Annotated in this window: 26 protein-coding genes; all 26 read right to left on the minus strand. The window is 29.9% G+C overall.

What is annotated here, in order from left to right:
- Positions 1-10: 10 nt before the first annotated feature.
- The 26 genes from Q1A46_RS06995 to Q1A46_RS07120 all read right to left on the minus strand — a co-directional run bounded on the left by Q1A46_RS06995 (position 11) and on the right by Q1A46_RS07120 (position 25,840).
- A complete protein-coding gene (locus Q1A46_RS06995) occupies positions 11-568 on the minus strand; it encodes a hypothetical protein (RefSeq protein WP_299675833.1) in 558 nt (185 codons plus the stop codon).
- On the minus strand, positions 568-2,763 hold the full coding sequence (locus tag Q1A46_RS07000; RefSeq protein ID WP_299675836.1) for a hypothetical protein: 2,196 nt from the start codon (positions 2,761-2,763) through the stop codon (positions 568-570). The genes Q1A46_RS06995 and Q1A46_RS07000 overlap by 1 nt, the downstream gene beginning before the upstream one ends.
- A gap of 11 nt (positions 2,764-2,774) precedes the next feature.
- Positions 2,775-3,782: a hypothetical protein gene (locus tag Q1A46_RS07005; protein WP_299675839.1), complete on the minus strand. Its 1,008-nt coding sequence runs from the start codon at positions 3,780-3,782 to the stop codon at positions 2,775-2,777.
- Positions 3,783-3,913: 131 nt separating this feature from the next.
- On the minus strand, positions 3,914-5,128 hold the full coding sequence (locus tag Q1A46_RS07010) for a hypothetical protein (RefSeq protein ID WP_299675842.1): 1,215 nt from the start codon (positions 5,126-5,128) through the stop codon (positions 3,914-3,916).
- A gap of 78 nt (positions 5,129-5,206) precedes the next feature.
- Positions 5,207-6,295: a serine hydrolase gene (locus Q1A46_RS07015; RefSeq protein WP_299675845.1), complete on the minus strand. Its 1,089-nt coding sequence runs from the start codon at positions 6,293-6,295 to the stop codon at positions 5,207-5,209.
- Positions 6,296-6,299: 4 nt separating this feature from the next.
- Positions 6,300-7,829 carry an amidohydrolase family protein gene (locus Q1A46_RS07020; RefSeq protein WP_299675848.1) on the minus strand — a complete coding sequence of 510 codons (1,530 nt, stop codon included), beginning with the start codon at positions 7,827-7,829 and terminating at the stop codon, positions 6,300-6,302.
- Between the two features lie 158 nt (positions 7,830-7,987).
- Complete coding sequence (locus Q1A46_RS07025; protein ID WP_095068762.1) at positions 7,988-9,289, minus strand: phosphatidylserine decarboxylase; 1,302 nt, start codon at positions 9,287-9,289, stop codon at positions 7,988-7,990.
- Between the two features lie 140 nt (positions 9,290-9,429).
- Positions 9,430-10,872, minus strand: coding sequence for a hypothetical protein (locus Q1A46_RS07030; RefSeq protein ID WP_299675854.1), 1,443 nt, complete (start codon positions 10,870-10,872; stop codon positions 9,430-9,432).
- An 81-nt stretch (positions 10,873-10,953) separates the two neighbouring features.
- A complete protein-coding gene (locus tag Q1A46_RS07035; RefSeq protein ID WP_299675857.1) occupies positions 10,954-11,709 on the minus strand; it encodes a hypothetical protein in 756 nt (251 codons plus the stop codon).
- A 108-nt stretch (positions 11,710-11,817) separates the two neighbouring features.
- Positions 11,818-12,396 (minus strand): HupE/UreJ family protein, encoded by a 579-nt coding sequence (locus Q1A46_RS07040; protein WP_299675860.1) that lies wholly within the window; start codon positions 12,394-12,396, stop codon positions 11,818-11,820.
- A gap of 15 nt (positions 12,397-12,411) precedes the next feature.
- Positions 12,412-12,915 (minus strand): DUF6702 family protein, encoded by a 504-nt coding sequence (locus Q1A46_RS07045; RefSeq protein ID WP_299675863.1) that lies wholly within the window; start codon positions 12,913-12,915, stop codon positions 12,412-12,414.
- 8 nt (positions 12,916-12,923) lie between these two features.
- Complete coding sequence (locus Q1A46_RS07050; protein WP_299675866.1) at positions 12,924-13,232, minus strand: heavy-metal-associated domain-containing protein; 309 nt, start codon at positions 13,230-13,232, stop codon at positions 12,924-12,926.
- A gap of 97 nt (positions 13,233-13,329) precedes the next feature.
- Entirely contained in the window at positions 13,330-14,244 is a 915-nt protein-coding gene (locus Q1A46_RS07055) for a bifunctional UDP-sugar hydrolase/5'-nucleotidase (protein WP_299675870.1), read from the minus strand.
- Complete coding sequence (locus tag Q1A46_RS07060; protein ID WP_299675873.1) at positions 14,244-14,990, minus strand: 5'-nucleotidase C-terminal domain-containing protein; 747 nt, start codon at positions 14,988-14,990, stop codon at positions 14,244-14,246. Before Q1A46_RS07060 ends, Q1A46_RS07055 begins: the two co-directional genes overlap by 1 nt.
- Before the next feature lie 25 nt (positions 14,991-15,015).
- On the minus strand, positions 15,016-15,453 hold the full coding sequence (locus tag Q1A46_RS07065; protein WP_299675876.1) for a hypothetical protein: 438 nt from the start codon (positions 15,451-15,453) through the stop codon (positions 15,016-15,018).
- On the minus strand, positions 15,443-16,756 hold the full coding sequence (locus Q1A46_RS07070; protein WP_299675879.1) for an ABC transporter permease: 1,314 nt from the start codon (positions 16,754-16,756) through the stop codon (positions 15,443-15,445). The genes Q1A46_RS07065 and Q1A46_RS07070 overlap by 11 nt, the downstream gene beginning before the upstream one ends.
- Positions 16,753-17,385 carry an ABC transporter ATP-binding protein gene (locus Q1A46_RS07075; RefSeq protein WP_299675881.1) on the minus strand — a complete coding sequence of 211 codons (633 nt, stop codon included), beginning with the start codon at positions 17,383-17,385 and terminating at the stop codon, positions 16,753-16,755. Before Q1A46_RS07075 ends, Q1A46_RS07070 begins: the two co-directional genes overlap by 4 nt.
- 15 nt (positions 17,386-17,400) lie before the next feature.
- A complete protein-coding gene (locus Q1A46_RS07080; protein WP_299675883.1) occupies positions 17,401-18,606 on the minus strand; it encodes a GTP-binding protein in 1,206 nt (401 codons plus the stop codon).
- A gap of 166 nt (positions 18,607-18,772) precedes the next feature.
- Positions 18,773-19,327 carry an NIF family HAD-type phosphatase gene (locus Q1A46_RS07085; RefSeq protein ID WP_299675886.1) on the minus strand — a complete coding sequence of 185 codons (555 nt, stop codon included), beginning with the start codon at positions 19,325-19,327 and terminating at the stop codon, positions 18,773-18,775.
- Entirely contained in the window at positions 19,328-20,044 is a 717-nt protein-coding gene (locus Q1A46_RS07090; protein WP_299675889.1) for a 3'-5' exonuclease, read from the minus strand. It lies immediately after the preceding gene.
- Between the two features lie 148 nt (positions 20,045-20,192).
- Positions 20,193-21,485, minus strand: coding sequence for an aminopeptidase P family protein (locus tag Q1A46_RS07095; protein ID WP_299675892.1), 1,293 nt, complete (start codon positions 21,483-21,485; stop codon positions 20,193-20,195).
- A gap of 74 nt (positions 21,486-21,559) precedes the next feature.
- A complete protein-coding gene (locus tag Q1A46_RS07100; RefSeq protein ID WP_299675895.1) occupies positions 21,560-22,129 on the minus strand; it encodes a Crp/Fnr family transcriptional regulator in 570 nt (189 codons plus the stop codon).
- A gap of 87 nt (positions 22,130-22,216) precedes the next feature.
- Positions 22,217-23,548 carry a DEAD/DEAH box helicase gene (locus Q1A46_RS07105; protein ID WP_299675898.1) on the minus strand — a complete coding sequence of 444 codons (1,332 nt, stop codon included), beginning with the start codon at positions 23,546-23,548 and terminating at the stop codon, positions 22,217-22,219.
- A gap of 138 nt (positions 23,549-23,686) precedes the next feature.
- Positions 23,687-23,941, minus strand: coding sequence for a hypothetical protein (locus Q1A46_RS07110; RefSeq protein WP_299675901.1), 255 nt, complete (start codon positions 23,939-23,941; stop codon positions 23,687-23,689).
- 49 nt (positions 23,942-23,990) lie between these two features.
- Complete coding sequence (locus Q1A46_RS07115) at positions 23,991-24,971, minus strand: succinylglutamate desuccinylase/aspartoacylase family protein (RefSeq protein WP_299675904.1); 981 nt, start codon at positions 24,969-24,971, stop codon at positions 23,991-23,993.
- Positions 24,938-25,840, minus strand: a complete 903-nt coding sequence (locus Q1A46_RS07120; RefSeq protein WP_299675907.1) for a RimK family alpha-L-glutamate ligase — start codon at positions 25,838-25,840, stop codon at positions 24,938-24,940. The genes Q1A46_RS07115 and Q1A46_RS07120 overlap by 34 nt, the downstream gene beginning before the upstream one ends.
- Positions 25,841-25,881 lie beyond the last annotated feature (41 nt).

Here is a 25,881-nt window from a genome sequence, read left to right on the forward strand (position 1 = left end):
CATGGTATTTTTACATTAAGGAATTAAATTCTTCAGTAGGAATCATTCTTATTGCAACCATTTCTTTTTCAATTAGAAAATCTCTTAATTTTTGATTGATAATGATCAAATTAGGTTGTTCTTTCAATCTGAATATAGCTAGATTATCTGTTTTAGTTGAGTCAATTTGGAAATATTCAATTCTTGCAGGTCTATCCCATGGTTTTGCACTCCAATCATACCCCTCAACACAAGCTTTTAATCCAATAATATTTGTTAAATGATAGCCGTATTCTATTACATTTGTTGCTGGATCTAACATTTCTGTGGGTTGAGACTGATAATTATTCACTCCAAACTCTTTTAGAGCGTTTAATAAATCGGTATGAAATAATGGTAATATTCCTCCCATCAAGTGACCACGAAAACTGCCACTCCCAGTACTTAAAGTAAGTCTCAGTAATTTATCTCTATAATCCGCCTGTTCTAATCCAGACATAGTGTTTAATAGATCTACATTGTTGGGTACAGTAGTAACCGTAGCTAATCCTTTAACCCTTAAATCGGCGAATAGTACGTAATAGTTCATTAAGAATAATATTTAGCGGTAAATAAAACGTTGATTAAATCACTATTTTCTAAAGTCTCAGCATATTGTTTTACAAAGGCATCAATAATAGTTTGTTCCTCTTCACTAGGATATTTTAAACGAGCATAATCTCCATCTCTTTCAAGAATGTTTATGAATGCTGTAATATCTTCTGTATCTGTATTTACAAGTACTTCTTTACATTGATTTATGATTTCTTCATTAGGGTTATCCGTTGTATTTCTGATGATAGTATTAAACATTAAAACGAAATTTCTTCCTCCAATGTTTCTAGAATTAAACGTATCTAAACCAATAGCAAGTAAATCTGGAAATATAGTTTGGGTTCCTCGTTTAGCAATCGCTTGGGTAATGTGTGCGTAAGCTTCATTTTCTTTGTTTGTTTTTAGAAGCGCTACCAAATCAATATCCATTCCATCTACACGGAAGTAGGAGAGAGCTCTAGTTGCCCAACGCGGGTTTTTTTGTGCTCTAGCCATAACTATATCAAAATTGCTTCTTTTTTCTAATTCTAAATGTGCAATTCCTCCTATGTTATTCAATGCTTGTGCAGCAGCAGAAACGCACTGCGGATACCCACTTTTAAACTGATTGATAATTTTAGGAATAGCCTTTTCTGCTTTTTGTGTTCCTAAACCTTTTAAAGCTTCTCTTGCTACAAGCTCTCTTTCGTAATCTAAAAAGTTTAAAAGTATATCTGTAATACGTTCGTCTTTAAACCAACGCAAAGCAACAATAACATCATGAAGTTCGTAGGCATCTATATCTTCAATTTGAGTACTTGCAATCAAATAATCGACTGCTTCAGAAGCTTCTTCTGCTACGATTTCATGTTCATAAAAAAGTTGACCAACAGTTTTTAAAAGTTGATACGATTTATCTTGTAAACAAGGAGACAATAAAGCAATCTCTTCTTTGCTTCCTATTTTGGCTAAAACTTCGGAAATAGCCTCTAACCTTAATTCAGGAGACAGTATATTTAGGTTAGCAAGATTAGCTATTTCTGGTAATCTAGGTTTTACTAAATGAATAAAATCGTAGTGTCTTGCTAATCCAGCTGCTCCGTTAATAATGTGATATGGATGGTCTTGTTTAAATCGAAATTGTAATTTATCTCTTAAATTCTCGATACCTTCAGGGTATTTTAATGGAGGAGGAGCCATGCTTAAAACAAGTCGTTGTTTTTTATCACTGATGTTTTCATCTTGATATTGATTGTCATGCATGAGAGTATCAATACTATTGATTAGAGCATCGTGAGCCTCGTGATTTTCAGGTAAATCTTGTAGTGCGATGCCACAAAGTTCTTCATAATCTTCTAAAGCATCTTTTCCGTGAGAATCCAATGCCCATATTAAAACATCTGCAAAGATTTCTACAGGAAGCTCAGCAATTAAGGTTAAAAAATTTCTATCTAAACGACTTAGATGCTTCGCATCCATGTAGCTATACTTTTTTTTCCATGCTTCAATAATAAAGTTATTGTAGTTGGCAGGAATTCTATTTTTTATGGCGTGACATAATGGTACAAGTCCAGTAAAATCTTCAGCGTCTAGATTTTGAGAGACTATTTTAAATACATGATACAAAGCCTCTTCGCTAATTTTATCCCATTTGGATGCTAATAAATAAGGAAGTGTTGTCTCATCATCGCCATAATAATCTTCCCATTCAATTATTGATACAGGAATTTCACGTTCTATTTTTAGTAATAGATGGGAAATAGTTTCGTAGTCTTCTCCAGATAAAGTAGCAATGATAAGATCTTTTTTCTCGTTATCTGCATTTACAATAGCTAAAAAATCATCATCTTTTCTATATCCACGAAAATCTCCATCATCTTTAGCCATTTGACGATAATCTGTATACTCTTCTAAAGCGATGGCTTGATTCAAATGATGTAACATTTTTTCCTTGTCTTCTTGCTGTGCATAAAAACAAGCGAGATTATAATGTGCGCTGGAAAATTCCGGATAAAACTCTAGCGATTTGTGCATACTAGCTATAGCTTCTTCTTTTTTATCAGTATACCAAAGACATAAGCTCAATCTTTTATGTGCCAAGAAACTTTCTGGATCTTTAGCTAATGCTTGTTCTGCAAAATCTAAAGCTTTGTTCCATTGTTTTCTAAGGGAATAAAATAAAGATCTATCTATTAATTCATTTGTATTCATAGTCTTAATTATTAGCTGTTGTTAATTTTTTTTATTGAAACTTCATGGATTTCTCCATTACCTTGAATTAGAATTAAACTCTCACCAGTACGATAGCAACCATAAATAGTTGAACTATCTTCACCATATACTTCTATAATTGGTAATTCTTTGGTGTAATTTATGGTTGGATTTCCGCTTACATCAATACTACTGATATACGTTTTGTATTTTCTTTCTTTATTGATTCTTTTGAAATCTAAATGAATAATGTAAAGTGTTTGATCTATTAATTCCCAACCTCTAATACAGTGGTTTTTCAATATTCCTTTTGATATTTTTTTGATATTGTTATTAGAAATGTCAAAATGATTTACAGCAATCCAAGCATCGCCTCCAATTTCTAAAACTAGCATTCGGTTATCAGTAAGTAATACAGGATATCCAATACCATTATCTACAATCTTTTTAGCTGCTATTTTTTGTGGATCATCCGGATTTGTAATGTCCATAACAAAAATTGAATTTTGATTCATCCAGTATATGGTGTCTTTTACAACCTGAGTATAGAATGCACTATTGTAAACATCGTCTTCGGTTACAGGAATTACATAGTTAATTTCTGGATTTGGATTTTCTAAAGTTGGAATATTTGAGACTTGAAAATTGAAATGAGTTTTGTCTTTATGATTCTCTGATATTTGGATGTATAATTTATTTCGAGCAATACAAGCTCCTTTTATAAATCCATTTTCTGTTTTTTGTAGTACTACAGTTGGATTTTCAATGTTCTCAAAATCTATAATTACTAATTTATTTCCAAAATTGTCTTTTAATAATAACTTTTGATCTACAAATTGAAAACTAGGTTCGTAAAATCTTCTTCCTAGTTGTATTGAGGTTATTTTTTTGAAATTAGCATCCCAAATATCTAAAACAGTATCTTCTTGGATACTAAATAATAGATTTTGATACCATTGTATAAAATGTATCCAATCTCTGTTATAATCTGTATTTAAAATATTTGCTTGTGCTATCATTCTTTCATCACATTTTTAAGAAGCAAATATGTTTTTTTTAACCGAAGTGTTTCCCCCTGTTTTCAGTGAAAATAATAAAGAGGAACTAATAAATTGTTTGGGTGTTTTTTAGTGCATTAAATGGTCTTGTTTTATAAACTACAGCGACCGTTATTGAAATCAGCTAAAGAAGGATTATGTGCATTTCTATATATTTCAAAAAATGAAAATGAATTTGTGGAAATAAGATTCTGAATACTACAAAAATTATTCAATTTAGGATTTTGAGAAATAACTATATTTTCAACAGAAACGATATTTGATAAAGCATTAATGTTTTCTAAAGAATCGTTTTTTTGAATATAAATGCCTTCTCGAACATATTCACCAACTTGGTTTAAATTATCTAAACCATCAAGGTTTATCAAACTATGATTTTCAGTTATACTTAAACCATTTGTTTTAGTGATTGATTTTAAACCTTTAATAGTTGTTAAAGATGTGTTCTTGTAGATTCGAATTTGACGTAATATATTGTTTTCATTTAAAGAAAGAGCATCTATATTTTCTAACTTTTCATTTGAGTTAACATATATCCTTTCTCTAATTGAAGTAGCACTTAAACCAGATAAGTTTTTTAAATTTTTATTAGATGATATTTCTAGAATATTAATGCTTTTAATACTATTAAGTCCTTTTAAATCTACAATTTTATCGTTATTGTTAATTGTTAAAGTAGCTACAGTTTCAATTTTTTCAAGAAAGCCCTTTAAATTTTCTAATGAATTATTGTAACTTATTCTTATATGAGAAGTTTCATTAAGTTGACTAAGACCTTCTAAACTTTGTAAGTTCTCATTATTTTTAATTTGTATTCTTTCTGTTGATGTTACTTTAGAAAAACAAGAATTAAGGTTTTTAATTTGAGTATCATTAATTAAAAGGCCATTTACATTAATAAGTTTATTAAAACCGATAATTTTTTCAAGTGAAGGGTTTTCGCGTATGAAAAGATATTTTAAAGAAGTTACATTTTGTAAAAAATTATTAATACTCTTTAAACTTAAATTTTGCTTAATATCAACTCCTCTTTCGATAACTCTAAGACATTCAAATCGATTATCTAAATCGATAATAGGATCTTCTGTTTCAGGATCTTCCATAATAATTAAACCACCTCCCATTATACTGGTATAGCTTTGACTATCAAAGTCATCTACTTCTTTTTGCGTTTTTAAATAAACGTTTCCGTAAAAAGTTCTTAAGCTCTCTCCACAACGATCAGTTTGTTCTATAAGTACATCATTATTATCACAAGCATTTATAATGAAACTTAATAAGGCAATTACTAAATATTTAGTTTTCATAGTTTGGTTTTAGGAGTGCAATTTTTAAAGCTTAAATCTACAAAATAAGTTAGTTAACACCAAAAAACCTATTTGTAATTATTGTTTTACAATCATTTTATGAGCTTTTATTAAGTTTTTTATACTGGAGTCCATATTTCTGTTTTTTAACCAAAGTCCAGTTGATAACAATGAATTACCTGTAAAATTTTGTTCGGTAAGTACTAAGTTTTGTTTTGGGTTTATCATTAAGAAACGTTCTCCATAACCGTCAGACCATACTGTTTCTGTATTAGAATCAATCCACCATTGATAACCAAAGCCATCGTAACGGCCATAGTTAATGTGGTTTTCCTTTAAATTACTGTGTGAGGTTATACTTTTTTTAATCCATGTTTTAGATACAATTTGTTTCCCGTTCCAAACACCTTCATTAGCAACCATTGCACCAATTCTAGCTAAATCTCTTGTGCTTAAAAACAAATAATATTGTTTATGTTTTGATGGTTTTTTAGGTAAAAACCAAGGAGCGCCAACAATCACATTGTTTTCAGAAAAATCTTGTAAACCCATAGGTTTTGCTAAATATTTTTCCATAAAACTTCCGATAGACATTTTGGTTTCCTGTGTAAAAATGGTTCCTAAAGCATTTGCATCGAAATTATTTGAGAAAAAATAAGTTCCAGGAGCATGACTTTCTCTTTTGGGTCTATCTGTTATTTGCGAATCGTGTTCTCCTTGTGAAGGTAAAAATATACCAGATTTAAACATTAAAAGATCTTGTATTGTAGCTGTTTTTTCTTGCTTTGTTAAAGGAACAATTTCATCGATTTTAAGCTCATCTAATGTTTTATGAATATTAATTAAGCCTTCGTCAACTGCAATTCCATATAATAAGCCTAAAATGGATTTTCGAATAGATGCTGTATTCATGATTTTATCTGTAGGACCGTATTCATAAATAATCTTTTCATTTTTCAGAATAACTATCGAGCGTGTTCTTGAAGGTTTTGTTTTAGGTGTTAATACATTTCGAATTTCTTGAGGAAGAGGTTTTCCATAAGTTAATCTTGTTTGATATTTTGGATTTGGATTACTAACTCTTGGAACTACTAAATAAACGAAAAATACGATTAGTAGTAAAAGAATGCTTAAAAGTGTTCTTTTGATAATTTTTTTAGTTCTCATATGTCTATTTTAAATACTTGTCTATGTTTATTTTTCTACTTCTATTGTTAGCGTTTTTCACAGCTTTTAAAATGTTGTTTAATGCCAATCGATTTAGATATTTTCCATTGGTAATTACAGCTTCTATACTTTGTGAATTTCTTATGTTTTCTAGCGGATTTTTATTTAGAAGTACTAAATCTGCGCGATAATCAACTTCAATTTTTCCAGTAGTTTCATTCATCCAATCTGCTGTTGCGGAAGTTGTAGCTTTTAATATTTCTGCATTTGTTAAACCGATTTCACTAAGTGTAACCAGTTCTTCGTGTAATGAAAAACCAGGAACAGCTCCAGCTGCTCCATTTGCATCTGTACCGGCTGTAATTACTACATTATTTCGTACTAATGCTTTTGTAACGATATCTAGAGCTTTTGTAAATGTTTTTAGATAGGCGTTAACTTCAGTTTTTTGTTTTTCTGTAAGATCACTAGAGTATTCATATGAATTGTTTCCAGGAAGCCATCCTTTCGAAATAGATGAACCTTCAACCCAACCCGGATTTTGATATTCTAAAGCAATAGTTTTAAGGTAATCTGCTAAATGAAAAGCTTGTTTAGCCACACTTTTATTTGTAGCAACTGTAGTGGATATTGTAATATTATTCTCTTGTAATTTTACAGCAATATGATCTGCTTTCCCTTCTAAATGTTTAAGAAAATCATCTGCATTTTTAGAAGTAATTCGTCCGTAGCTTAACATAGAAGCATAGGTAATAGATTCTACATGTGATAATTGTGATTGACCAGAAGTATAAAGTTCCTCAAGAGTAATAGGAATAGGTAAATGTCCAATAACAGGAATGTTTATTTTTTTAGCTTCATCTATAACTGCATAATAATTCGTTTTGTTAAGATCGGAGCTTAACTTAATGGCTTTATAACCTTTGTTTTTATAATAATGAACCGCTTTTCTTGCTGCTTTTGGAGTGGTATAATTTTGATGACGTCTTTCCATCCAACTTCTAAAGTTAGCTTTCATTCCTTTTTGGCTACTAAGTTTGGGTGAAGCGATATAAATATTTGGTCCGATAGCTCCGTTATCAATTTCTTTTTGATATTCAAAATGCTCTTTCATTCCTGTCATTTCTCCCACATGAGTAATCCCATTGGCGATATAAAGTAGTAAGTCGTTTTTACTTTTCTTTAAATGCACATGAGAATCAATTAATCCAGGAATTAAGTATTTGTTGTGTCCGTCAATTTTATGAAAATCGTTAGCTACAGGAATGCTATCTGAATGAATAGCAATGATTTTTTTATCTTCTACTAAAACCGTTTGATTAGGAATCATAACTTCTGAATTTGTACTGAGAATATTCACATTTGTTATTGCTAATTTTCCTGAAATTGTTTTGAATTGTGAAGTATCTATAATTTCAGTGTGAGCACCTAAAACATGATTTATTTCTGATTGAAAGTGAAAGTATACACCAAAATCGACGAGTAAGATGATTGAGAAAATACCTAATATCCATTTTTTAACTACTGATTTCATATGTCTATCGTTTGAATTGTTTTAGCAAAAGACAGTAGAAATCTTTATTTAGTTACTTACAAAACCCTTGAAAACACTATCAAAAAAGATTTTGAGAGTACAAAAAATAAAAAAGAAGGTCTTTAGACCTTCTTTTCAATTCATATAAAACGTAAGTATTATTTATTAAACAATACAGAAGCTTGTCCGTATTGAAAATGGATAGGGTTATGTCCGGGGTCGTTTTTATACATATAAATATCTGCTGGTGGTTTTTGGAATAACATAATAATATCTGAACCACCAAATCTGAATTTTCCAAATTCTTGTCCTTTAACAACCGTTTTTCCTTGTAATTCTGTGTACATGTCTACACCAGAAACTTGGCACATTCCAATAGGTAAAATAGCTACTTTACCAACTTCTGGCCCTGCATCCATAATTACAATACCTCTGGCTTGGTTAAATTCGTAACCATCTTCGGCACCATCTGGAGCATCCCATTGTCCGTTTTCTTGTAATTCAACATTTAAAAATACTTGTCCTTGTACAGGAATAATTTCTAAGATTTCTCCACTTACAGGTGTGTGAAAACGGTGATAATCGAAAGGACTTAAGAAATAATGCACGAATGTTCCTCCATAAAAATCATCACTATATTTACTAAATTCTAAAAGTTGATCAACAGTTCCAATAGTATGAGTTCCTTTTAAAGAAACTTTGGTTTCAACACCTTTTTCATCTAAAACATTTCCGTTGTTATCGATTGGATAAAATTGTTTGTAAGTACAGTCTGCAGGTGATGTAATTACAGTATTATCATTAGGCGCTGTAATTGGACGTAAAGGACTTATTCCTGTTTCTGGGTCTGCATCATTAAACTCTCTGTAAAAGAATTCATTAAATGTTTTCCAAGTTTTTTCGTTTTTAGCGTATAATGGAAAATTATACATGGTATCGTATTTAAACGATTGTAAACTTTCTTTAGTTAAAGAAGCTTCTGTATCTAAGAAATTACCCCAAGCTTGTGCAAAATCTACCAACCAATTCGCAAATTTTTCAAAGCTTTGCATTGTTAATTCTGTTCCAGGAACTTTCTGATCAATTAACCAGTAAGATTGGCATAATAAATCATATACTTTCTGATTGTATCCATTTTTTTGATCGTTACTTTTCCAAGCATTCGGATAGTTTGGATCGTTACTTTCGTTAGGAACTAAACGAACATATAAATCTAAATAATCTAAATAAGCTTCAACAGTTGTTGGCCATCCATTTCCTTGAAAAACATTATCAATTGCATGATATAAATCTGAGTTTAACTTTTCTTTAGCTTCAGTTGAAGCAACGAGTAAAGAAGCTTCTAAAGCAGCAGTCATTCTTACATCTTCAGAAAGAATTTGCTTTAATTTAGCAACTACAGGGGCGTGTTCATGTGTTCCAATTGGAACTACTACAGTTTTTTGCGTTTGAGTTTCCATACGTGTTTTGGTTATTAATGATGTTTAAAGTTCTAAAAAACACGTGTTTAATTGAGTTAAAAAGTCATAAAGGGTTCATTTTTAATCATAATCGACTAAGATTTGAGTATGAAAGAATTATAAAAAATGAGTTTTAAATTTTATACATTTTCTTGATTCATATTTAGTTCTCCTTGCCAAAGCGGAAGTATTCTTTCGTAACTGATTAAATCGATCACAATATTCCCATTATTCTTGGAAAGAATTGCACGTTCTATTCCCCATCCTTCAGGTTGAATAAATGAATTTTCATTTGTTAAAAGAAAAGAATACATGGTGTTTTCTTGGTTTATAATAGAAGAAGGTTTCCAATTTTTATCATAATATGATTTTGTTGGACGAGGAGAAAAGCAAAAACGATCGATTGTGAGGAAATTTGGGTATTCTGGAATTGAATTTATATCAATATTTCCAAGAACAATTTTATGTAATTCTCTGTCATTAGCATTTACATTAACAAGAACGATTTCATGTAATTGGTTTTCTAATTCTAATAATTGAAAAGAGTTAACATGAGCTAATTGAGAGTAATGATCTTTTTCTTTTAAAGAAGTAATATCATATAGTCCGTTTTGAAGAAAAAGAGGTAGAAGTAAATTATAAGAATCGTTATATAATTCCTCATAAGTTACAGGAGGTTCTTTAAATTGAAATGTAACTTTATCACCTATTAATTTTCTAACATGAGGTTTTGTGTAGTATTCGTTTCCGTTACCTAAAACTTCATCCCACCTATTATAATTTATCTCTCCAAAGTTAATAGTTATGTTACCAGAAGAGATCGTATTAAGAACTGTTCTATAGATATCTAAATCTATTTTTACAGATGATCTGGTATGTGCTTCGGCTTCCCAGTATATTTGAGAAAATGCTGGATTATTCTCTTGATGCGGATATGTTGTATGATCTATTAAACCATGATCTTTTTCAATTTTCATATTTGTTCTATCCCAATTTACATACCAACCTTGTTTAGCATGAGATCCCGCTTGAATTTCACAAAGTTTGTTATAAACAGAACATGGCATATTAAAAGAGCCATGATATAGTTCGTTGTTTAATTTTAATTTTAGTTCAAACCCTTCACTGGTAGTACAATTATTAATTATTTCTATATGACTAAATTCTTCATGGTTTTCTATAGCAGCTTTCCCAAAAATGACATTGTTTTCTTTAAGAATGAGACTCCATCTCGATAGTTCTTGTTGACAAATTTCTAAACGTTGTTGTGTGCTTAAGTTTTTCCAACCTTTTTTAGGGTTTTCTAAAAAGTTGTTTGATGATTCTACAGTTAATTGTCTAAATGAAATGTTGTTAATTTTAAGGTTCTTATGATGATTTCCTAATAATTGTACATTAACAATTAAATTTTCTTCATCAATTATTTCAAAAAGAATTTCATTAAATAAAACAGTGATGTTTATTCCACCATAAATAAACGCTTTACATTCTTCAAATGAATATTGATTTTTATAGTAGTTTAAAATTTGCTCTTTTTTGTTTGTAAGATCTGAAGGAACAAATAGTTGAGATTTACTTTGCATATAGGTTTAATTAATAAAGCTATAAAGATTACAGTAATCTAATAGAATAACAATACCTATTTGTAAGTATAAATAGGTGCTTTATTCAATAACTATTGCTAAATTATGTTGATTGACTTCTATATAATTTAAAAGATGTTCTTCTAGTGCTTTATCTTTTTCCATAGCACTAAATACTAAGTTTTTTACATGTAGTAGAGAATCTCTGGTGGTTTCATTTATCGATCTTATAGCTTCGCTACGATGCTTTTCTAAACTATTCATAAACTCAGGAGTCTCTTTTATGTTTTCGTTCATTAAACGTTCGAAAATGGCTTCATAAACTATAGCTTCTAATAAAGTGAAATCTTTATGTTGTAATTCAATCTCTTTTAAACCATTAATTCCAACACAAATTTTAGTGCTATAAATATTTCCCTTTTTTTCAGACAAGAAGAATTTAGAAGCAATTTTCATTAATTCTTTTTTAGTGAAAGTTTCCTTTTCGTTTTTGTTATAGAATGTTTTATAAAAATAGCTTTTGAATTTTTTATTCTCTAATTGAGAAGAAAAAATTGCATTAGCTTTTATACTGTCTGGTAGTACTTTTGACACAGAATCTATTGAAATTTTGTTAGTTAGTAAATATTCATACCTTCGAGGTGTTCTGTTAATTTTAGTACTAATACTGTCGTCAGTTTTAACTAATTCTGTACTAACAAATTGAAGGTTTTTTCCTTCGTATTCAAAGTTTTCAATTTTTAATTGCACATAATCACCAATATTAAAAGGCGAAGTTTTTTTCTGACAACTGAAAAAGAACGTAGAAAAGAAAAGTAAGACAGCTATATTTTTCATAGTATTATAATTCATAAACAATTATGTAAAGGAAAAACTTACAAAAAAGAAAAACAATAAAAAGTTAATTTTATTGTTTTTAGTTTATGCTATAAATTATCTTTTTCTTTAAGAAAGCGCTCCAATAAAAATTGTTGCAGCTATTCCAAAACCAGCTCCAGAAACAAAAATGTTCCATTTTAAATGCTCTCCTTTTAAGATTTTAGAATAAGCAAATAACATTAAAGTAAAAATAGCGACAATGAAAAGTTGTCCAACTTCGATACCTAGGTTAAATGCAAATAAAGGTTTTATAATATTATCATTAAACATCATAACTTTAAAGTTAGACGCAAAGGCTAATCCGTGAATTAAACCAAATATTAAAGCAATAACATATTTTACATTTTTATTTGAAAAAACACCTTCTTTGCCATAATTTCTTATGTTGCTTATTGCAGTAATCATGATGGTAAAAGGAATAAGTAAATCAATAATTTTAGGATTATCTGGTATGTAACCTAAAGAGCTTATTACTAATGTTATACTATGTCCAACGGTAAAAGCAGTAATGATTACTAATATTTGTTTCCATTCTTTCAGTTTAAATGCAGCACATAATGTCATTACAAATAAGAGATGATCGTAAGCATTTATATCTACAATATGGTGCCAACCACTAACAAAGAACGTAGTGAAGTTATTCATGATAAATTTAAAATATTAAAAAGTATAGGTTAGAGAATCTTTAACTTTAGTACTCTCGAAGTACGATGATTTAAAGAAAGGAGGAAATCGTAGTTCCATTCTATTAGATTGTAAGAATCCGAAAACATCAAAAAGCAATGTGTTTTTAACTTTTAAAATATGACCTTTTTTTACTACTAGATCACTTTCGTTGAACTTAATAGTTAACACGTTAAGAGCTTTTTGAAAATAAGAACTATCGTAATTAAAGTTAAATTTTTGATCGTTTACAGTGATAACATAATACTCGTTAAAGTATTTTTCTATGTCTGCTATATCTTTTTCGTTCAAATGATTTACATTCATGGGTCTACCCATACTTTGTAAAAAATCATCAACAAAGACTTTACATTCAACTCTAATTTTTTTCTCATTGGCATTATATTCAATAAGAGAAGCTGTAATTTTTAATGGATGATTAAATGATGAAAAAACAAGAAATATTCCAATTAGAAAGAAAGTAATTTTAAACTTTTTCATAATCTTAATTATTTACAAGGTATCTTTTGAGCTAAGTTTTTTACCTTGTTTTCTAGCGTGTTAGAATTAGTAATTTCAGGATTATAAACAATTGATACTTCCTTGGTATGTAAGTTCAATATGGTTTGTTTTATACCTTTAATATCAACTAAACCACCTTCAACAACTTTTTGGCAATTATGGCAGCCAACTTTAGGAATACCAATAACTAAAAGTGAATCTTTATCTGTTTTTGATATAACTCTTGTTTCTGGTTTTATTCTATTACATGAGATAATACATAAAACAATTAAAAATATAGATAATGTCTTTTTCATGATTTGACCTTATAATAGCTTACAACTATTATTTTCAAATATAGAAAAAAACAAATTAAAAGCAACAGTGTTGCGTTAAAAGAAAGAGTGTTATGATTTACACCAGAATAGTAGTTCCTTTTGCAGTTTTATTCTTATTCTCATCGAAGTAAAAATCTACTCTTCCTACGTTAATACCATAAGCTCCAACCTGATTTATCAGCATATTTTTATCATCAATGTTCTTAACAATTGTAGGTTTCGGTAAAAATGTATGTGTATGTCCACCAATAATTAAATCTATGTTTTTAGTAGCTTTAGCTAAGTTTAAATCAGATATTTTATTAGGCTCTCTTTTATAGTAATAACCTAAATGCGATAAACATATGACTAAATCACATTTTTGTTTTTCTTTTAATTCATTGGTAATGTCTTGAGCAATTTCTGTAGGATTTAGATATAATGTTTCTTTGTATAAACGCTTATCAACAAGTCCATTTAACTCAATTCCTAGTCCGAAAATTCCAATCTTAATACCGTCTTTAATTATGATTTTATAAGGTTTAACATGAGTATCTAAAACGGTATTTTTAAAATCATAATTAGCACAAACAAAATCGAATTTTGCATTAGGTAATTGTTTATAAAACCCATCGATAGAATTGTCAAAATCGTGATTACCTAAAGTTGCCACATCGTATTTTAACATACTCATTAATTTGAATTCAAGTTCACCTCCAAAGTAATTAAAGTATGGTGTTCCTTGAAAAATGTCTCCAGCATCTAAGAGTAATGTGTTTGGATTTTCTTTTCGAACTTGTTCTACTAATGTTGCTCTTCTTGCTACGCCACCTTTATTAGCATGTCTTCTATGACTTGGTTTAAAAGGTTCTATATGACTATGCGTGTCATTAGTGTGTAAAATTGTGATATGACGCTGCTTTTTTTCTGTAAATGAAGGTAAAGTTAATCCGCCAACCATAGCTAATGCAGAAGCTCCTCCTACTTGTTTAATAAAATTTCTTCTTTTCATTATTTAATAATTACACGGTTATCAATAGTAGCATGAATAGTATCTACCTTTTTAAAATAATCAATTATTGCAGTTCTTAATTTATACCCTAATTTGGTTAATCTTTTAGGGTTTTTAAAGAAAGTCATTTTATCTCCTCCACTTTGCAAATAATCTGAAGTAACTACAGTGTATGTTTTATTTTTATCGAATGTTTCACCATTTATTTTCAGATCATAATCATTTCCTTTAATGGTTAAAGCTATGTTTTTTGACAAAGGGTGTGCTTTTTTGTTTTCAATAAAATACTTTATTAACGCTATCATTTTATCTCCTGAAAGCTCTACAGCTACAAGTTCATTTTCAAAAGGCATTAATTTAAAAGCATCTTCTTTTGTAATATTTCCAGCAGAAATAATAGAACGAATTCCACCATTGTTTAACATGGCAAAATCAATGTTTTTTCCTGTTTTTTCTTTATGTATAGGATTGCTTAATTCTATGCTAAGATCCGCCATTATATTTCCTAAAGAACTTTGCATTTCTCCGTCATTTTTCACCAAATCTTTAGGAGTATAGCTAAGAACCTGTTGCATTTCTTTGATCAGTTTCTCTTTGTAAGGAGAAACAGCATCGTTAATTTGCTGAGCATTTTGAATTGTACTATCAAGTACAATATTTTTAGCTGTTATTTTTGTTAGGTGTTGCTCATTTTGTTTACATGATGTAAACACGAGTAAAAAACAAAACGCATAGAATAATCTCATGCTGATATTATTTAGTTGATTAAATTTATTCTTCAATTTTTACAGTACAATCACTAAGTATATAATTAAAATGTTCTACATCAGAATCATTTAAACTTAATGTTCCTGTAACAGTTACGATTGTATCTGTTTTATATTTCTGTTTTGTGTCGAATTGTAATTCTACAGCTGTTTCTGGTCCGCCAACACCACAAAAAAAGCAAGAAGACATTGGACCTTTAGATAAAATATAAATTTTTGCGTTCGGATCTAAACTTAAGAAGTAGCCTGTTATTGTTATTACTTTACCTTCTAGATTTTTAACAGATTCTGAAAACTTAGGTAGTAAAAAGTTATCATCATACTTTGGATAGTATTTTTCGGTAAAAGTTACTTTTGATAAATCATTCCAAGTTACTTTTTGTTGACTGAATGAAAATATACTGGTAAAAAGAAAGGCAAATAAAACAATACTATTTCTCATTTGATAAAATTTTAGAAACATTCATGGTAACAATAGGATATATAGATAAGCCAATTGCAACAAGTACAAAACTAACAATAACTATTCCTATTGAGAAAATATCACCAAAAGATAATGTTTTTAAAATACCTTGATAACCAGATTGATCGAGATTGAATGCAAATTTTAAGACTATTTTCACAAGTAGTACTCCAATAATAAAAGCAGAAATAACAACTAAAAAACCTTCATAAATCATCATTTTAACTAGTTGAAAATTACTAGCTCCATAAGTCCTTAAAAGGGCTAAATCGAATGATCTTTCTTTTACCATTTTATAAAGACTTACAAAAATAATCATCCCAGAAATGATCAAAATTAAATAAGCAATCCAATTAATCGTTTTAAAGCCTATTCCTGTATAATTATAGAGCTTATCAAGTTCATATTTAGGTAGAGCGGCCTGCATATTCGTACTTTCATTGATTTTTCTTGGCATTGTTAAAAGTGCAACAGGATTTTTAAATGAAATTAATAAAGACGTTATCTCTTTATCTTCTTCGGAAGATTTATGCTTATGATCTTTGTGTTCAGTTTCTTGATGTTCATCATGATCGTTTTGATTGTGATCTTCTTCTTGGTGATTTGTATGAGAAACTTCTACAAAGTTTGTATGCTTCTCATGATTTTCATCAGCATGTGTTTCCTCATGATCATGAACATCCCAAATACTTTCTAGATTCGTTATAATTAATCTATCTATTACTTGATATGTAGGTTTTAAAATTCCTACTACGGTAAATTTATCATCATGAACATCAATTTCATTTTCAACTAAACCATGAGAACTTAAGAAAGTATCACCAATTGAAAGTTTTAGTTTTTCAACAATTGTAGCGCCAATAACTACTTCTAAACTCTTTTTTGTAGTAGTGCCTTTTTCTAATTCGGCGTTATATAATTTTAAAAAATCATCAGTAGTACCAACAATTTTGTATCCTTTATAATTATCTCCGTAAGAAATTGGAACTGCTGTTTTTATCATTGGATTTTTTCCAATTTTTTTTGCTTCCTTGTACGATATATTTCCAGTAGGATTATCAATATGTAATACAGAAGCTAAAACCAATTGTAAAGGACTTCCTTTAGCACCAACAACTAAATCTATACCAGCTAAATTATTTTCTATTTGATGCTCAAAAGATGATTTTAATTGTTGAATACCTAATAGTAGTGCGACACTTAAAGCCAAAGTAAAAACACTTAAAAATGTATATAAAGGTTTAGACTTTATGTTTTGTAAACTAATCTTCCAAACATTCATGATAACGTAATTTGATTTTGAAAATGATGTTTTATCCTTTCATCATGTGTAATTACAATTAAGTTTGCTTGAGCTTGTTTTGCTTGTTCTTTCAGTAATTTGATAACAATTTTACAACTGTCATCATCTAAACTAGATGTAGGTTCATCTGCTAAAATGATTTTTGGTTTATGAATAACCGCCATAGCTATACTTAATCTTTGTAACTGACCTTCACTAAGCTCATTTACTTTTTTGTGCTTTAATACTCCTATTTCTAGTTGATTTAGAATTGTATCAATATCACTGTCTTTTACTTTTGATTTACTAAAAAAAAGACGAGCTTTTATGTTTTTTAAAACACTTAAAGAGGTTATGGCATGTTTCTTTTGAAAAACAAGACCAATGTTTTTACCTCTAAACTGATCTAGTTTGTTGTTAGATAGTTTGTTTATGTTAGATTCTGCTATGGTCACATTTCCTTGTATTGGTTGTAATAAACCTGCTAACAAATGTAAAAATGTAGTTTTCCCAATACCAGATTTCCCAAGAATTAATAAGTTTTCTTGAGCTTTTAAGTTGATATCAGGAAAGCTAAATAATTTATTTTCTTTTTGATATTGAAAAGTTAGATTTTCAGTTTTAATCATGTTTTAGCTTTAAATCTATTGAAGATATTGTATTGGCCATTGATCTTCTTGAGTAAACAAGTGGTTTTTCCATAATTCTATCTCTTGATCTGTAAGTAAACAATCTTGTAAATCAGCAATCATTTCTTTTTTTTGTAGTTGCTGTCCTATAAAAACAAGTTCAGTTTTTCTATCTCCAAAATCAGCATCCCAGTTTTTTTCTATTTGAACTCTATTTTCGGTAAAAGTAGCATAATTAATTCTTTCAGCAAATGGCATACTTGCCCACCAAACGCCAGCACTATCAGCTTTACAAGAACCTCCAGCAGAACTCCAAATTAAAGCTTGATTTCTTCGCGAAGCTAACCAAAATAGTCCTTTACTTCGGATAACATTCTGTGGAAATTTCAAATTTAAATATTCTAGAAAACGCTGTGGATGAAATGGTTTTGTACTTCTAAATACAAAAGAACCAATTCCGTATTCTTCAGTTTCAGGAACATGTTCGTTTTCTAATTCTTTAATCCAACCAGCAGAAGCCTCAGCTTTTTTGTAATCAAATAAGTTGGTGTTAATAACCTCATTTAAGTCCACTTTTGATTGACTAGTTGTTATGATTTTTGCTTCTGGATTTAAACTATGAATAATAGCCTTTAATTCTTCTAAACTTTCTTTTGAAACTAAATCGGTTTTGTTGATCAAAATAATATTAGCAAACTCTATTTGATCTGTCAAAAGATTTACAATAGTTCTATCGTCACCGTCAATATTGGTAAGTTCTCTAGTTACTAAATAATCAGAGCTAGAAAAATCTTTCAAAAAGTTAAAGGCATCTACAACGGTTACCATAGTATCGATGTAACTAAATCTGCTTAAATCGATTGTGCCATCTTCACTTTCGAAAGAAAAAGTTTGAGCAACAGGAATTGGCTCACTAATACCGGTACTTTCAATAATTAAGTAGTCGAATTTCTTTTGAGCGGCAAGCTTTTCTACTTCAACCATTAAATCCTCTCGCAATGTACAACAAATACAACCGTTAGACATTTCAACGAGTTTTTCTTCCGTTCTAGAAAGTGTATTTTCGTTTTCAATAAATTGAGCATCAACGTTAACTTCACTCATGTCGTTAACAATTACTGCTACTTTTAATCCTTCTTTATTGTGTAAAATATGATTTAATAATGTTGTTTTTCCTGCTCCAAGAAAACCACTTAATACGGTAACTGGTAATTTATTCATGATTAAATTTTTAGTATAATGATTATTTGAAATAGAGCAAATATAAAAGACAAAGTTTTTAATGCAACTTAGTTGTTTTTAATTTAACAGGATTGAATATGTATTTTAACAATTTTCAGAAAAACCATATAAGAAAGCATTTTTAAGAAATGAAAAAATCTTATGATCATTGTGTGTCAATTGTATTTCTCCAGCCTCTTTTTTCAAATGTTCTTACATTTTCTACATCTTTTATTTTTATCAGAAAATCAGTTAGTTTTTTTAGTTCGTCATCAGCTAAATTTCCTTCAAATGGATTGATATAAATCGCATTTCCAAAGTTGTCTTTGGTCTTTTCAGGAGAATCATCAACAATTAAGGCACGTTCTAAAGTAAAACCTTGTTTTTTAATTTTCTTTAACCTTTTTTCGTAAACATATCGATCTAAGTCGTAATCTCTTCGAACTGTACAACGAGTTCTTGCCCAAACAAACTCGAAGTTTATAGTTTCAGGACGAATAGTTTCAACAATATCATTCACATATTTGTCGTCTGCAGAAGACCAAACAGCTAGTTTGAAATGTTGATTCACGAAATCTAAAAACTCATTTAAAAACGGACGCTTATACACGAAATAATCAGCATATTCAAAATCATGTGGAATAGTCAATTTCTTTTCTGTAGCATGAATTAAGGTTTCATCTAAATCTAAAATTAAAAGTATAGGTTCTTTAGTTTCCATTTATACACTAATAATATTTTGATGATCTAAAATAGGTAAATTCAAAAAACGTAATACGAGTTGTGCAACAGCCACAGTGTCGTTTTCACAATAACGCACAATTCGATTTAAATCATTTTCTTGATAATATACCTGATACACTTCGGAACCATCAATGTCTTCTTTAGGAGATGGAACGCCAAGAATATGCGTTAAAAGTTTTAAAGATGTATAATGTTTATAATCGCCAAACTTCCATAACTCTAAAGTATCTAAATGCGGAACTTCCCAAGGTTTTTTACCCACTAAATTTAGCTTTTTTGGAAGCTTAATATTGTTAATAATCATTCTTCTGGCAATGTATGGAAAGTCAAATTCTTTTCCGTTGTGCGCGCAGAGAATATGTTTTTCTTGTTTGAAATGATTATCAAGCAGATTTTTAAAGTTTTTGAGTAATGCATACTCACTTTCATTTTTGAAAGAAGTAATACGGAGCTGTAATTTTTTATTCTTTTCGATAAAATAGCCGACAGAAATACAGATAATTCTACCAAATTCAGCCCAAATACCGGCTCTGTGGTAAAATTGTTCAGCAGTAACTTCTTCTTTTCTTTGGTAACGAGTTTTTAACCCGTACAATTCTTGTGTTTCCTCAGGAACATCATTCCAATGTTCATATTGAGGAACCGTTTCAATATCTAAAAACAAGATATTTTTCAGGTTTACGTGTTGTAACATGAATATATAGCAATTTGATTTTCAGTGTGCAATTTTGGTAAAAGTATGAAAAAAATTGAAAATGTCACTTCGAGCACAGTCGAGACGTTTTTAGTAAAGTAACATGTGGATTTTAAAGTCTCGACTGCGCTCGACTTGACAACTATTTTTATTGATTCATTAAATCTTCGATTTCCTCTACTTCGATAGGAATATTCTTCATTAGGTTTAATGGTTCTCCTGATTCTTGAACAACTACGTCATCTTCTAAACGAATTCCGAAACCTTCATCTGGAAGATAAATTCCTGGTTCAACAGTAAATACCATATTTGCTTGGATTGGTTCGTGTAATAAACCATAATCATGTGTGTCTAATCCCATATGATGAGAAGTTCCGTGCATGAAATATTTTTTATAAGCTGGCCAATCTGGATTTTCGTTCTGAACATCAGCTTTGTCTAATAATCCTAAACCTAATAATTCAGAAGTCATTAATTTACCAACTTCAACATGGTAGTCTGCCCAAATTGCTCCAGGTACTAACATTTTTGTAGCTTCATTTTTAACTCTGTTTACAGCATTGTACACATCTTTTTGACGATCTGTATAACGACCAGAAACAGGAATTGTTCTACTCATATCACTCGCATAATTTGCATATTCTGCAGCAACATCAAAAAGAATTAAATCACCATCTTTACATTGTTGGTTGTTTTCAATGTAGTGTAATACATTTGCGTTACTTCCGCTAGCAATAATTGGAGTGTAAGCAAATCCTTTAGAACGATTTCTTAAAAATTCATGAGCAAATTCAGCTTCAATTTCATATTCCCAAACGCCTGGTTTTACAAAACCTAAAATTCTACGGAAACCTTTTTCAGTAATATTACATGCTTTCTGAATTAAATCGATTTCAATTTGATCTTTTACAGAACGTAAACGTTGTAAAATAGGATTACTCTTAGCAACACTGTGTGCTGGATATTTTGCTAATAACCATTTTGTAAAACGAGCTTCACGAGTTTCAGTTTCTATTTTAGCTCTGTAGTGTTCGTTGGTGTTAATATAAACAGTGTCTGCATACGCCATCATTTCGGCTAATACTTTTTCTAAATCTTGTAACCAAAAAACGGTTTTAACGCCACTTGTTTCAAAAGCTCTTTCTTTGTTGAGCTTTTCACCTTCCCAAACAGCAATATGTTCGTTCGTTTCCCTTAAGAATAAAACTTCTCGTAAGCTTTCTTTAGGACAATCTGGATAAACAATTAAAATACTTTCTTCTTGGTCTACACCACTTAAAAAGAAAATATCTCTGTGTTGTTCAAAAGGTAAAGTAGAATCTGCGCTTACAGGATAAATATCATTAGAATTAAAAACAGCTAAACTGTTTGGCTTCATTTGAGCCATAAAGTTTTTTCTATTCTTTATAAATAGGTCTTTATTTATAGGAAGATATTTCATTTAGATTTAGTGTTTATACGTTAATATTCCCAAAAATAACCAAAGAAAAAACGATATGCTAAAGCCAAATGGCGCTATTTTACTTTTTTACGAATTCTACTCATGTGTCTTTTCGATATTCCTAAAAAGGAAGCTAAATAATGTAAGGGAATACTTTTAAGTAATTCAGGATCGTTAGCTAATAATTTTTGATAACGATCTTCTGGTGAAAGTGTCAGAAGATTGATTCTATAGTCGTCGATTAAAAATATTTGATTTTCAATTAGTTTATAATAGAATAAAAAGAAAGCTTTATTGTTTTTTAAAAGATGATTGAATTGCTGAATAGAAAGGACTTGTAATTTCACTTCACTTAAAGCTTTGATGTTTTTTCGTGAAGGTTTTTGATGTAAAAAGCTTTTTAAAGCCGATGTACATGTGTTTTTTAAGGCTAAATATGTTGTTTTTTCTTCACCATCAATAGTTATGTAATGTTGAAGAATCCCACTTTCAATAAAACAGAAATAATCACAAATAGCACCTTCTTTAACAAACAGTTCGTTTTTAGAAAGAGTTTTTTCTTCGAAAGCATCAACGATTTCATTGACATGAATATCAAGTGATTCGTCGTTTATAATTTCTTTTAAATAGATTTTTAAACTCATTCTATTTTTCTGATTATGCTGATGCTAAACATTTTGGTTTAAAAATACTATTTGATCAATAATTAATGAATTTAAAAACAGGGTTTTTTAAGATTTTTTTCTGTTATTGTTTTTCGGTTTTCTTTTAAAGTTGTTTCTGTTTTTTCGAGGAGTATTGGAGTTACCTTCCTTACTATTATCGGATTTCTTTTTAGATCGAAAATTTCTTCTTGTTTGATTCTTTTTACTTGGCTTTGAGTTGTTGTTGTTTTCTTTGGAAGTTTTCTTCTGTTGAGGTTGTTCGGTTGGCGTAAGATCAAAACCTTCTAATTCAACAATTTTTAGCTTTTGCTTTAATAATTTCTCAATGTTTTTAACGTAGTCTAATTCTTCGTCAGAAACTAAAGATATAGCTTCTCCGCTTGCACCAGCTCTACCAGTTCTACCAATTCTATGTACATAATCTTCAGGAACATTAGGTAATTCATAGTTAATCACATGAGGTAATAAAGGAATATCTAATCCTCTAGCAGCAATATCAGTAGCTACCAAAACACGAACAGTATTTTCTTTAAATCCTTTTAAAGCTTTTACTCTTGCGCTTTGACTTTTATTTCCATGGATTGCAGCAGAAGAAATATCTCTTTTCTGTAGTTTTTCAGCTAGTCTATTTGCTCCATGTTTAGTTCGTGTGAAAATAAGTACTTGATTCCATTTACCATCAGAAATTAATTGCGTCACCATGGCTGCTTTTCTACTTTTTGGAACACGATATATCTTTTGCTTAACCATTTCCGCAGTTGTATTCTCAGGAGCAGCTTCAACTAGAACAGGATCTGTTAAAATCCCTTTAGCTAAGGCTTTTATTTCTTTAGAAAAAGTAGCAGAAAAAAGTAAGTTTTGGCGTTTTTCAGGAAGTAGAGCTATAATTTTTTTAATATCTCTAACAAAGCCCATATCTAACATTCTATCTGCTTCGTCTAGAATTAGAATGTCTATTCTTTTTAGTGATAATGCTTTTTGGTCATGTAAATCTAATAATCTTCCTGGTGTGGCAACTAATACATCTATACCATTTCTTATCGTTGCAATTTGTTTTTTAGGTTTTACACCTCCAAAAATTACAGTCGACTTAATATTAAGATGTTTGCTATAATCTCGAACATTATCGTAAATCTGAGCAGCTAATTCTCTGGTTGGAGTTAATATTAGCGCACGTATTGGTCTAAATTTCGGATTTTTAGTATCTGTTATTATTTGCAATATAGGTAATGTAAAACCAGCGGTTTTTCCTGTTCCTGTTTGTGCCGATGCTAGTACATCATTACCTTTTAAAATTACTGGTATTGCTTTTTCTTGTATTGGGGATGGGTTTACATATCCTTTTTCTTCAATTGCTTTTAAAAGCTCTTTCTTTAACCCTAGTGATTCAAATGTCATAAATATGTGTATAGGAATAAATTAAGTTTTATTCCTTTATCGGTTGCAAAGGTACTGTTTATAGATTTTGTAAATGAAAAAAGCACCTAAATTAGTTTTAGATGCTTTTTTTGATATTCTTGTTGGAATTACAATACGTTATTTCTTAATCGCATTTTTAATAATTCCAATAATAACCATTAATACACCTCCTCCTGCTGTACCTCCGGCTATACTGCCTAAGATACCACCAATATCTAAACCTAAAGAACTTAATATTTGACCACCAAGTCCTCCTCCTAAAATTCCAACTACAGAATTCCACAATGTTCCCATTGAAAACTTTTTTAATAAGGCTCCAGCTATGTTTCCGCCAACGGCACCTGTTAAAAGGCTAATAATAATTTCAGTCATTTTTTTGATTTTTTGTAATTAATGTTGAATTAAATTAACAAAAAACTATCTAATAAACAAGTGGTTGTGTATTTCCGATATGGAATAAAGGATCTCCAAGGTTCACAACAGGAAAGTTGTTTTTAGCTATGATATAACCATCTTTAGGCGATTTTACAGAGAATTTTGTTTCACCATAAGTATCCATAATAAAGCCCACAATTTCTCCTTTTTTAACGGATGCTCCATTTTTAACTTTCGGATTAAAAATGCCAGCTGCTCGAGCACGTAACCAACTCTTTTTAATAATTTCTACAGCATCGTTTTGTAAAGGAATTTCTATAGCTTCATCAATCATATTGAAATAACGAAGTACTCTTAATGTTCCGTAAATTCCTTGGTTAATAGCAAATTCGTTTAATCGTAACGATTCTCCACCTTCGTAAACAATTACAGGAATTTCGTGTTTAAAACATTCATTTCTGAAAGATTTAGGAATAAGTTTAGAACCAAATTTGAACGGAGCATTAAAAATATCAGCTAAAGCTTTTCCACGTTCGTCTTGTGGTGTATATCTAATTTGCGCGTAATTACTACGTTGAGCTCCACCAGTATGATAATCGATAGCAAAATCAACATTTTTAGTAATCTCTTTCATAAGATAATATGCTAATCTACTTGCTAAAGACCCTTTTGTAGAACCTGGAAAACTTCTGTTTACATCTTTTCCGTGTAACTCTCTAGAAAAATCTAAAAATCCAAATATGTTCAATAGTGGAACAACGATTACACAACCTCTATGAATTTTATACGATTTGTCAATTAACATACGCCTTACCAATTCGATACTGTTGGTCTCGTCGCCATGCAACCCACCTTGTAATAAAATAGTTGGACCAGGTTCTTTTCCGTTAAAAATATATACTGGAATTTCTATTAAAGTTCCTGTAGGTAATCTGTCTACAGGGATTTTTATCAATTTTGATTCTCCTAAAGAAATTCGTTCTCCACGAATAACTATCTCCTCATTCTTGAATTCTTTGTCGAACATTTTTTCTCTAAATATTTTATAATTTCTTCAGCGACATTAACTTTTGTGTAGGCTTCAATTCCTTGTAATCCAGGAGTTGAATTTACCTCAATCAATAATGGACCGCGTTTCGAACGGATTAAATCTACGCCAGCAATAGGTAAACCTAAGTAACCAGCCGCTTTTATCGCCATAATTCGTTCTTGATTTGTTAAATCAGCTTTTGTAGCTGTTCCGCCTCTATGAATATTCGATCTAAAATCATCATCTAAACCTTTTCTTTTCATAGAAGAAACAATTTTGTCACCAACTACAAATACACGAATATCTTCGCTATTACTTTCTTTAATGAATTCTTGAAGCAAAATACTCATATTCATTCTGTAAAAAGTATCAATAATAGACTTTGCAGATTTTTTACTTTCTGCCAACATTACCCCCATTCCTTGAGTTCCTTCTTGCATTTTAATAATTACTGGTGCACCACCAAGTAATTCTATTTGTTCTTTAATGTTTTCAGGATTTACAGAAAAAACAGTATCAGGAATTGGAATTCCTTTTCTGTTCATAATTTGAAGAGTTCTTACTTTATTTTGAGCTCTGAGTATACCTAAAGATCTTGCTGTACTGTATACACCATGCATTTCAAATTCTTTAACAATTGCAGCTCCATGTCGAGTTACCGAAGCACCAATTCTAGGAATAATTACATCAGGCTCGTCAATAATATTTTCTCCCTCATAAATAATTTCTCTTTTACCGCCACTAAGTTTTATAGAACATTTGTTATGATTAATTACACTAACATCATGTCCACGTTTAACAGCTTCGTCATATATTCGTTTTGTAGAATATATATTTTCACTAACTGATAAAATAAAAATATTCATGAAGATGCTTTTTACACAAATCTAATCAAAATTAAAATGGA

The organism is uncultured Tenacibaculum sp., assembly GCF_947502995.1.
Taxonomy (GTDB): Bacteria; Bacteroidota; Bacteroidia; order Flavobacteriales; family Flavobacteriaceae; genus Polaribacter.

Bases quoted from the DNA above. Each gene is read 5' to 3' on its own strand.
- Q1A46_RS07025 (WP_095068762.1), bottom strand. From the start codon at position 9,289: ATGGAAACTCAAACGCAAAAAACTGTAGTAGTTCCAATTGGAACACAT.
- Q1A46_RS07110 (WP_299675901.1), bottom strand. From the start codon at position 23,941: ATGACTGAAATTATTATTAGCCTTTTAACAGGTGCCGTTGGCGGAAAC.
- Q1A46_RS07050 (WP_299675866.1), bottom strand. From the start codon at position 13,232: ATGAAAAAGACATTATCTATATTTTTAATTGTTTTATGTATTATCTCA.
- Q1A46_RS07100 (WP_299675895.1), bottom strand. From the start codon at position 22,129: ATGAGTTTAAAAATCTATTTAAAAGAAATTATAAACGACGAATCACTT.
- Q1A46_RS07040 (WP_299675860.1), bottom strand. From the start codon at position 12,396: ATGAATAACTTCACTACGTTCTTTGTTAGTGGTTGGCACCATATTGTA.
- Q1A46_RS07015 (WP_299675845.1), bottom strand. From the start codon at position 6,295: ATGAGAACTAAAAAAATTATCAAAAGAACACTTTTAAGCATTCTTTTA.
- Q1A46_RS07065 (WP_299675876.1), bottom strand. From the start codon at position 15,453: ATGAGAAATAGTATTGTTTTATTTGCCTTTCTTTTTACCAGTATATTT.
- Q1A46_RS07010 (WP_299675842.1), bottom strand. From the start codon at position 5,128: ATGAAAACTAAATATTTAGTAATTGCCTTATTAAGTTTCATTATAAAT.
- Q1A46_RS07030 (WP_299675854.1), bottom strand. From the start codon at position 10,872: ATGCAAAGTAAATCTCAACTATTTGTTCCTTCAGATCTTACAAACAAA.
- Q1A46_RS07005 (WP_299675839.1), bottom strand. From the start codon at position 3,782: ATGATAGCACAAGCAAATATTTTAAATACAGATTATAACAGAGATTGG.
- Q1A46_RS07075 (WP_299675881.1), bottom strand. From the start codon at position 17,385: ATGATTAAAACTGAAAATCTAACTTTTCAATATCAAAAAGAAAATAAA.
- Q1A46_RS07070 (WP_299675879.1), bottom strand. From the start codon at position 16,756: ATGAATGTTTGGAAGATTAGTTTACAAAACATAAAGTCTAAACCTTTA.
- Q1A46_RS07020 (WP_299675848.1), bottom strand. From the start codon at position 7,829: ATGAAATCAGTAGTTAAAAAATGGATATTAGGTATTTTCTCAATCATC.
- Q1A46_RS07120 (WP_299675907.1), bottom strand. From the start codon at position 25,840: ATGAATATTTTTATTTTATCAGTTAGTGAAAATATATATTCTACAAAA.
- Q1A46_RS07105 (WP_299675898.1), bottom strand. From the start codon at position 23,548: ATGACATTTGAATCACTAGGGTTAAAGAAAGAGCTTTTAAAAGCAATT.
- Q1A46_RS07115 (WP_299675904.1), bottom strand. From the start codon at position 24,971: ATGTTCGACAAAGAATTCAAGAATGAGGAGATAGTTATTCGTGGAGAA.
- Q1A46_RS07000 (WP_299675836.1), bottom strand. From the start codon at position 2,763: ATGAATACAAATGAATTAATAGATAGATCTTTATTTTATTCCCTTAGA.
- Q1A46_RS07055 (WP_299675870.1), bottom strand. From the start codon at position 14,244: ATGAAAAGAAGAAATTTTATTAAACAAGTAGGAGGAGCTTCTGCATTA.
- Q1A46_RS07045 (WP_299675863.1), bottom strand. From the start codon at position 12,915: ATGAAAAAGTTTAAAATTACTTTCTTTCTAATTGGAATATTTCTTGTT.
- Q1A46_RS07090 (WP_299675889.1), bottom strand. From the start codon at position 20,044: ATGTTACAACACGTAAACCTGAAAAATATCTTGTTTTTAGATATTGAA.
- Q1A46_RS07035 (WP_299675857.1), bottom strand. From the start codon at position 11,709: ATGAAAAATATAGCTGTCTTACTTTTCTTTTCTACGTTCTTTTTCAGT.
- Q1A46_RS06995 (WP_299675833.1), bottom strand. From the start codon at position 568: ATGAACTATTACGTACTATTCGCCGATTTAAGGGTTAAAGGATTAGCT.
- Q1A46_RS07060 (WP_299675873.1), bottom strand. From the start codon at position 14,990: ATGAGATTATTCTATGCGTTTTGTTTTTTACTCGTGTTTACATCATGT.
- Q1A46_RS07085 (WP_299675886.1), bottom strand. From the start codon at position 19,327: ATGGAAACTAAAGAACCTATACTTTTAATTTTAGATTTAGATGAAACC.
- Q1A46_RS07080 (WP_299675883.1), bottom strand. From the start codon at position 18,606: ATGAATAAATTACCAGTTACCGTATTAAGTGGTTTTCTTGGAGCAGGA.
- Q1A46_RS07095 (WP_299675892.1), bottom strand. From the start codon at position 21,485: ATGAAATATCTTCCTATAAATAAAGACCTATTTATAAAGAATAGAAAA.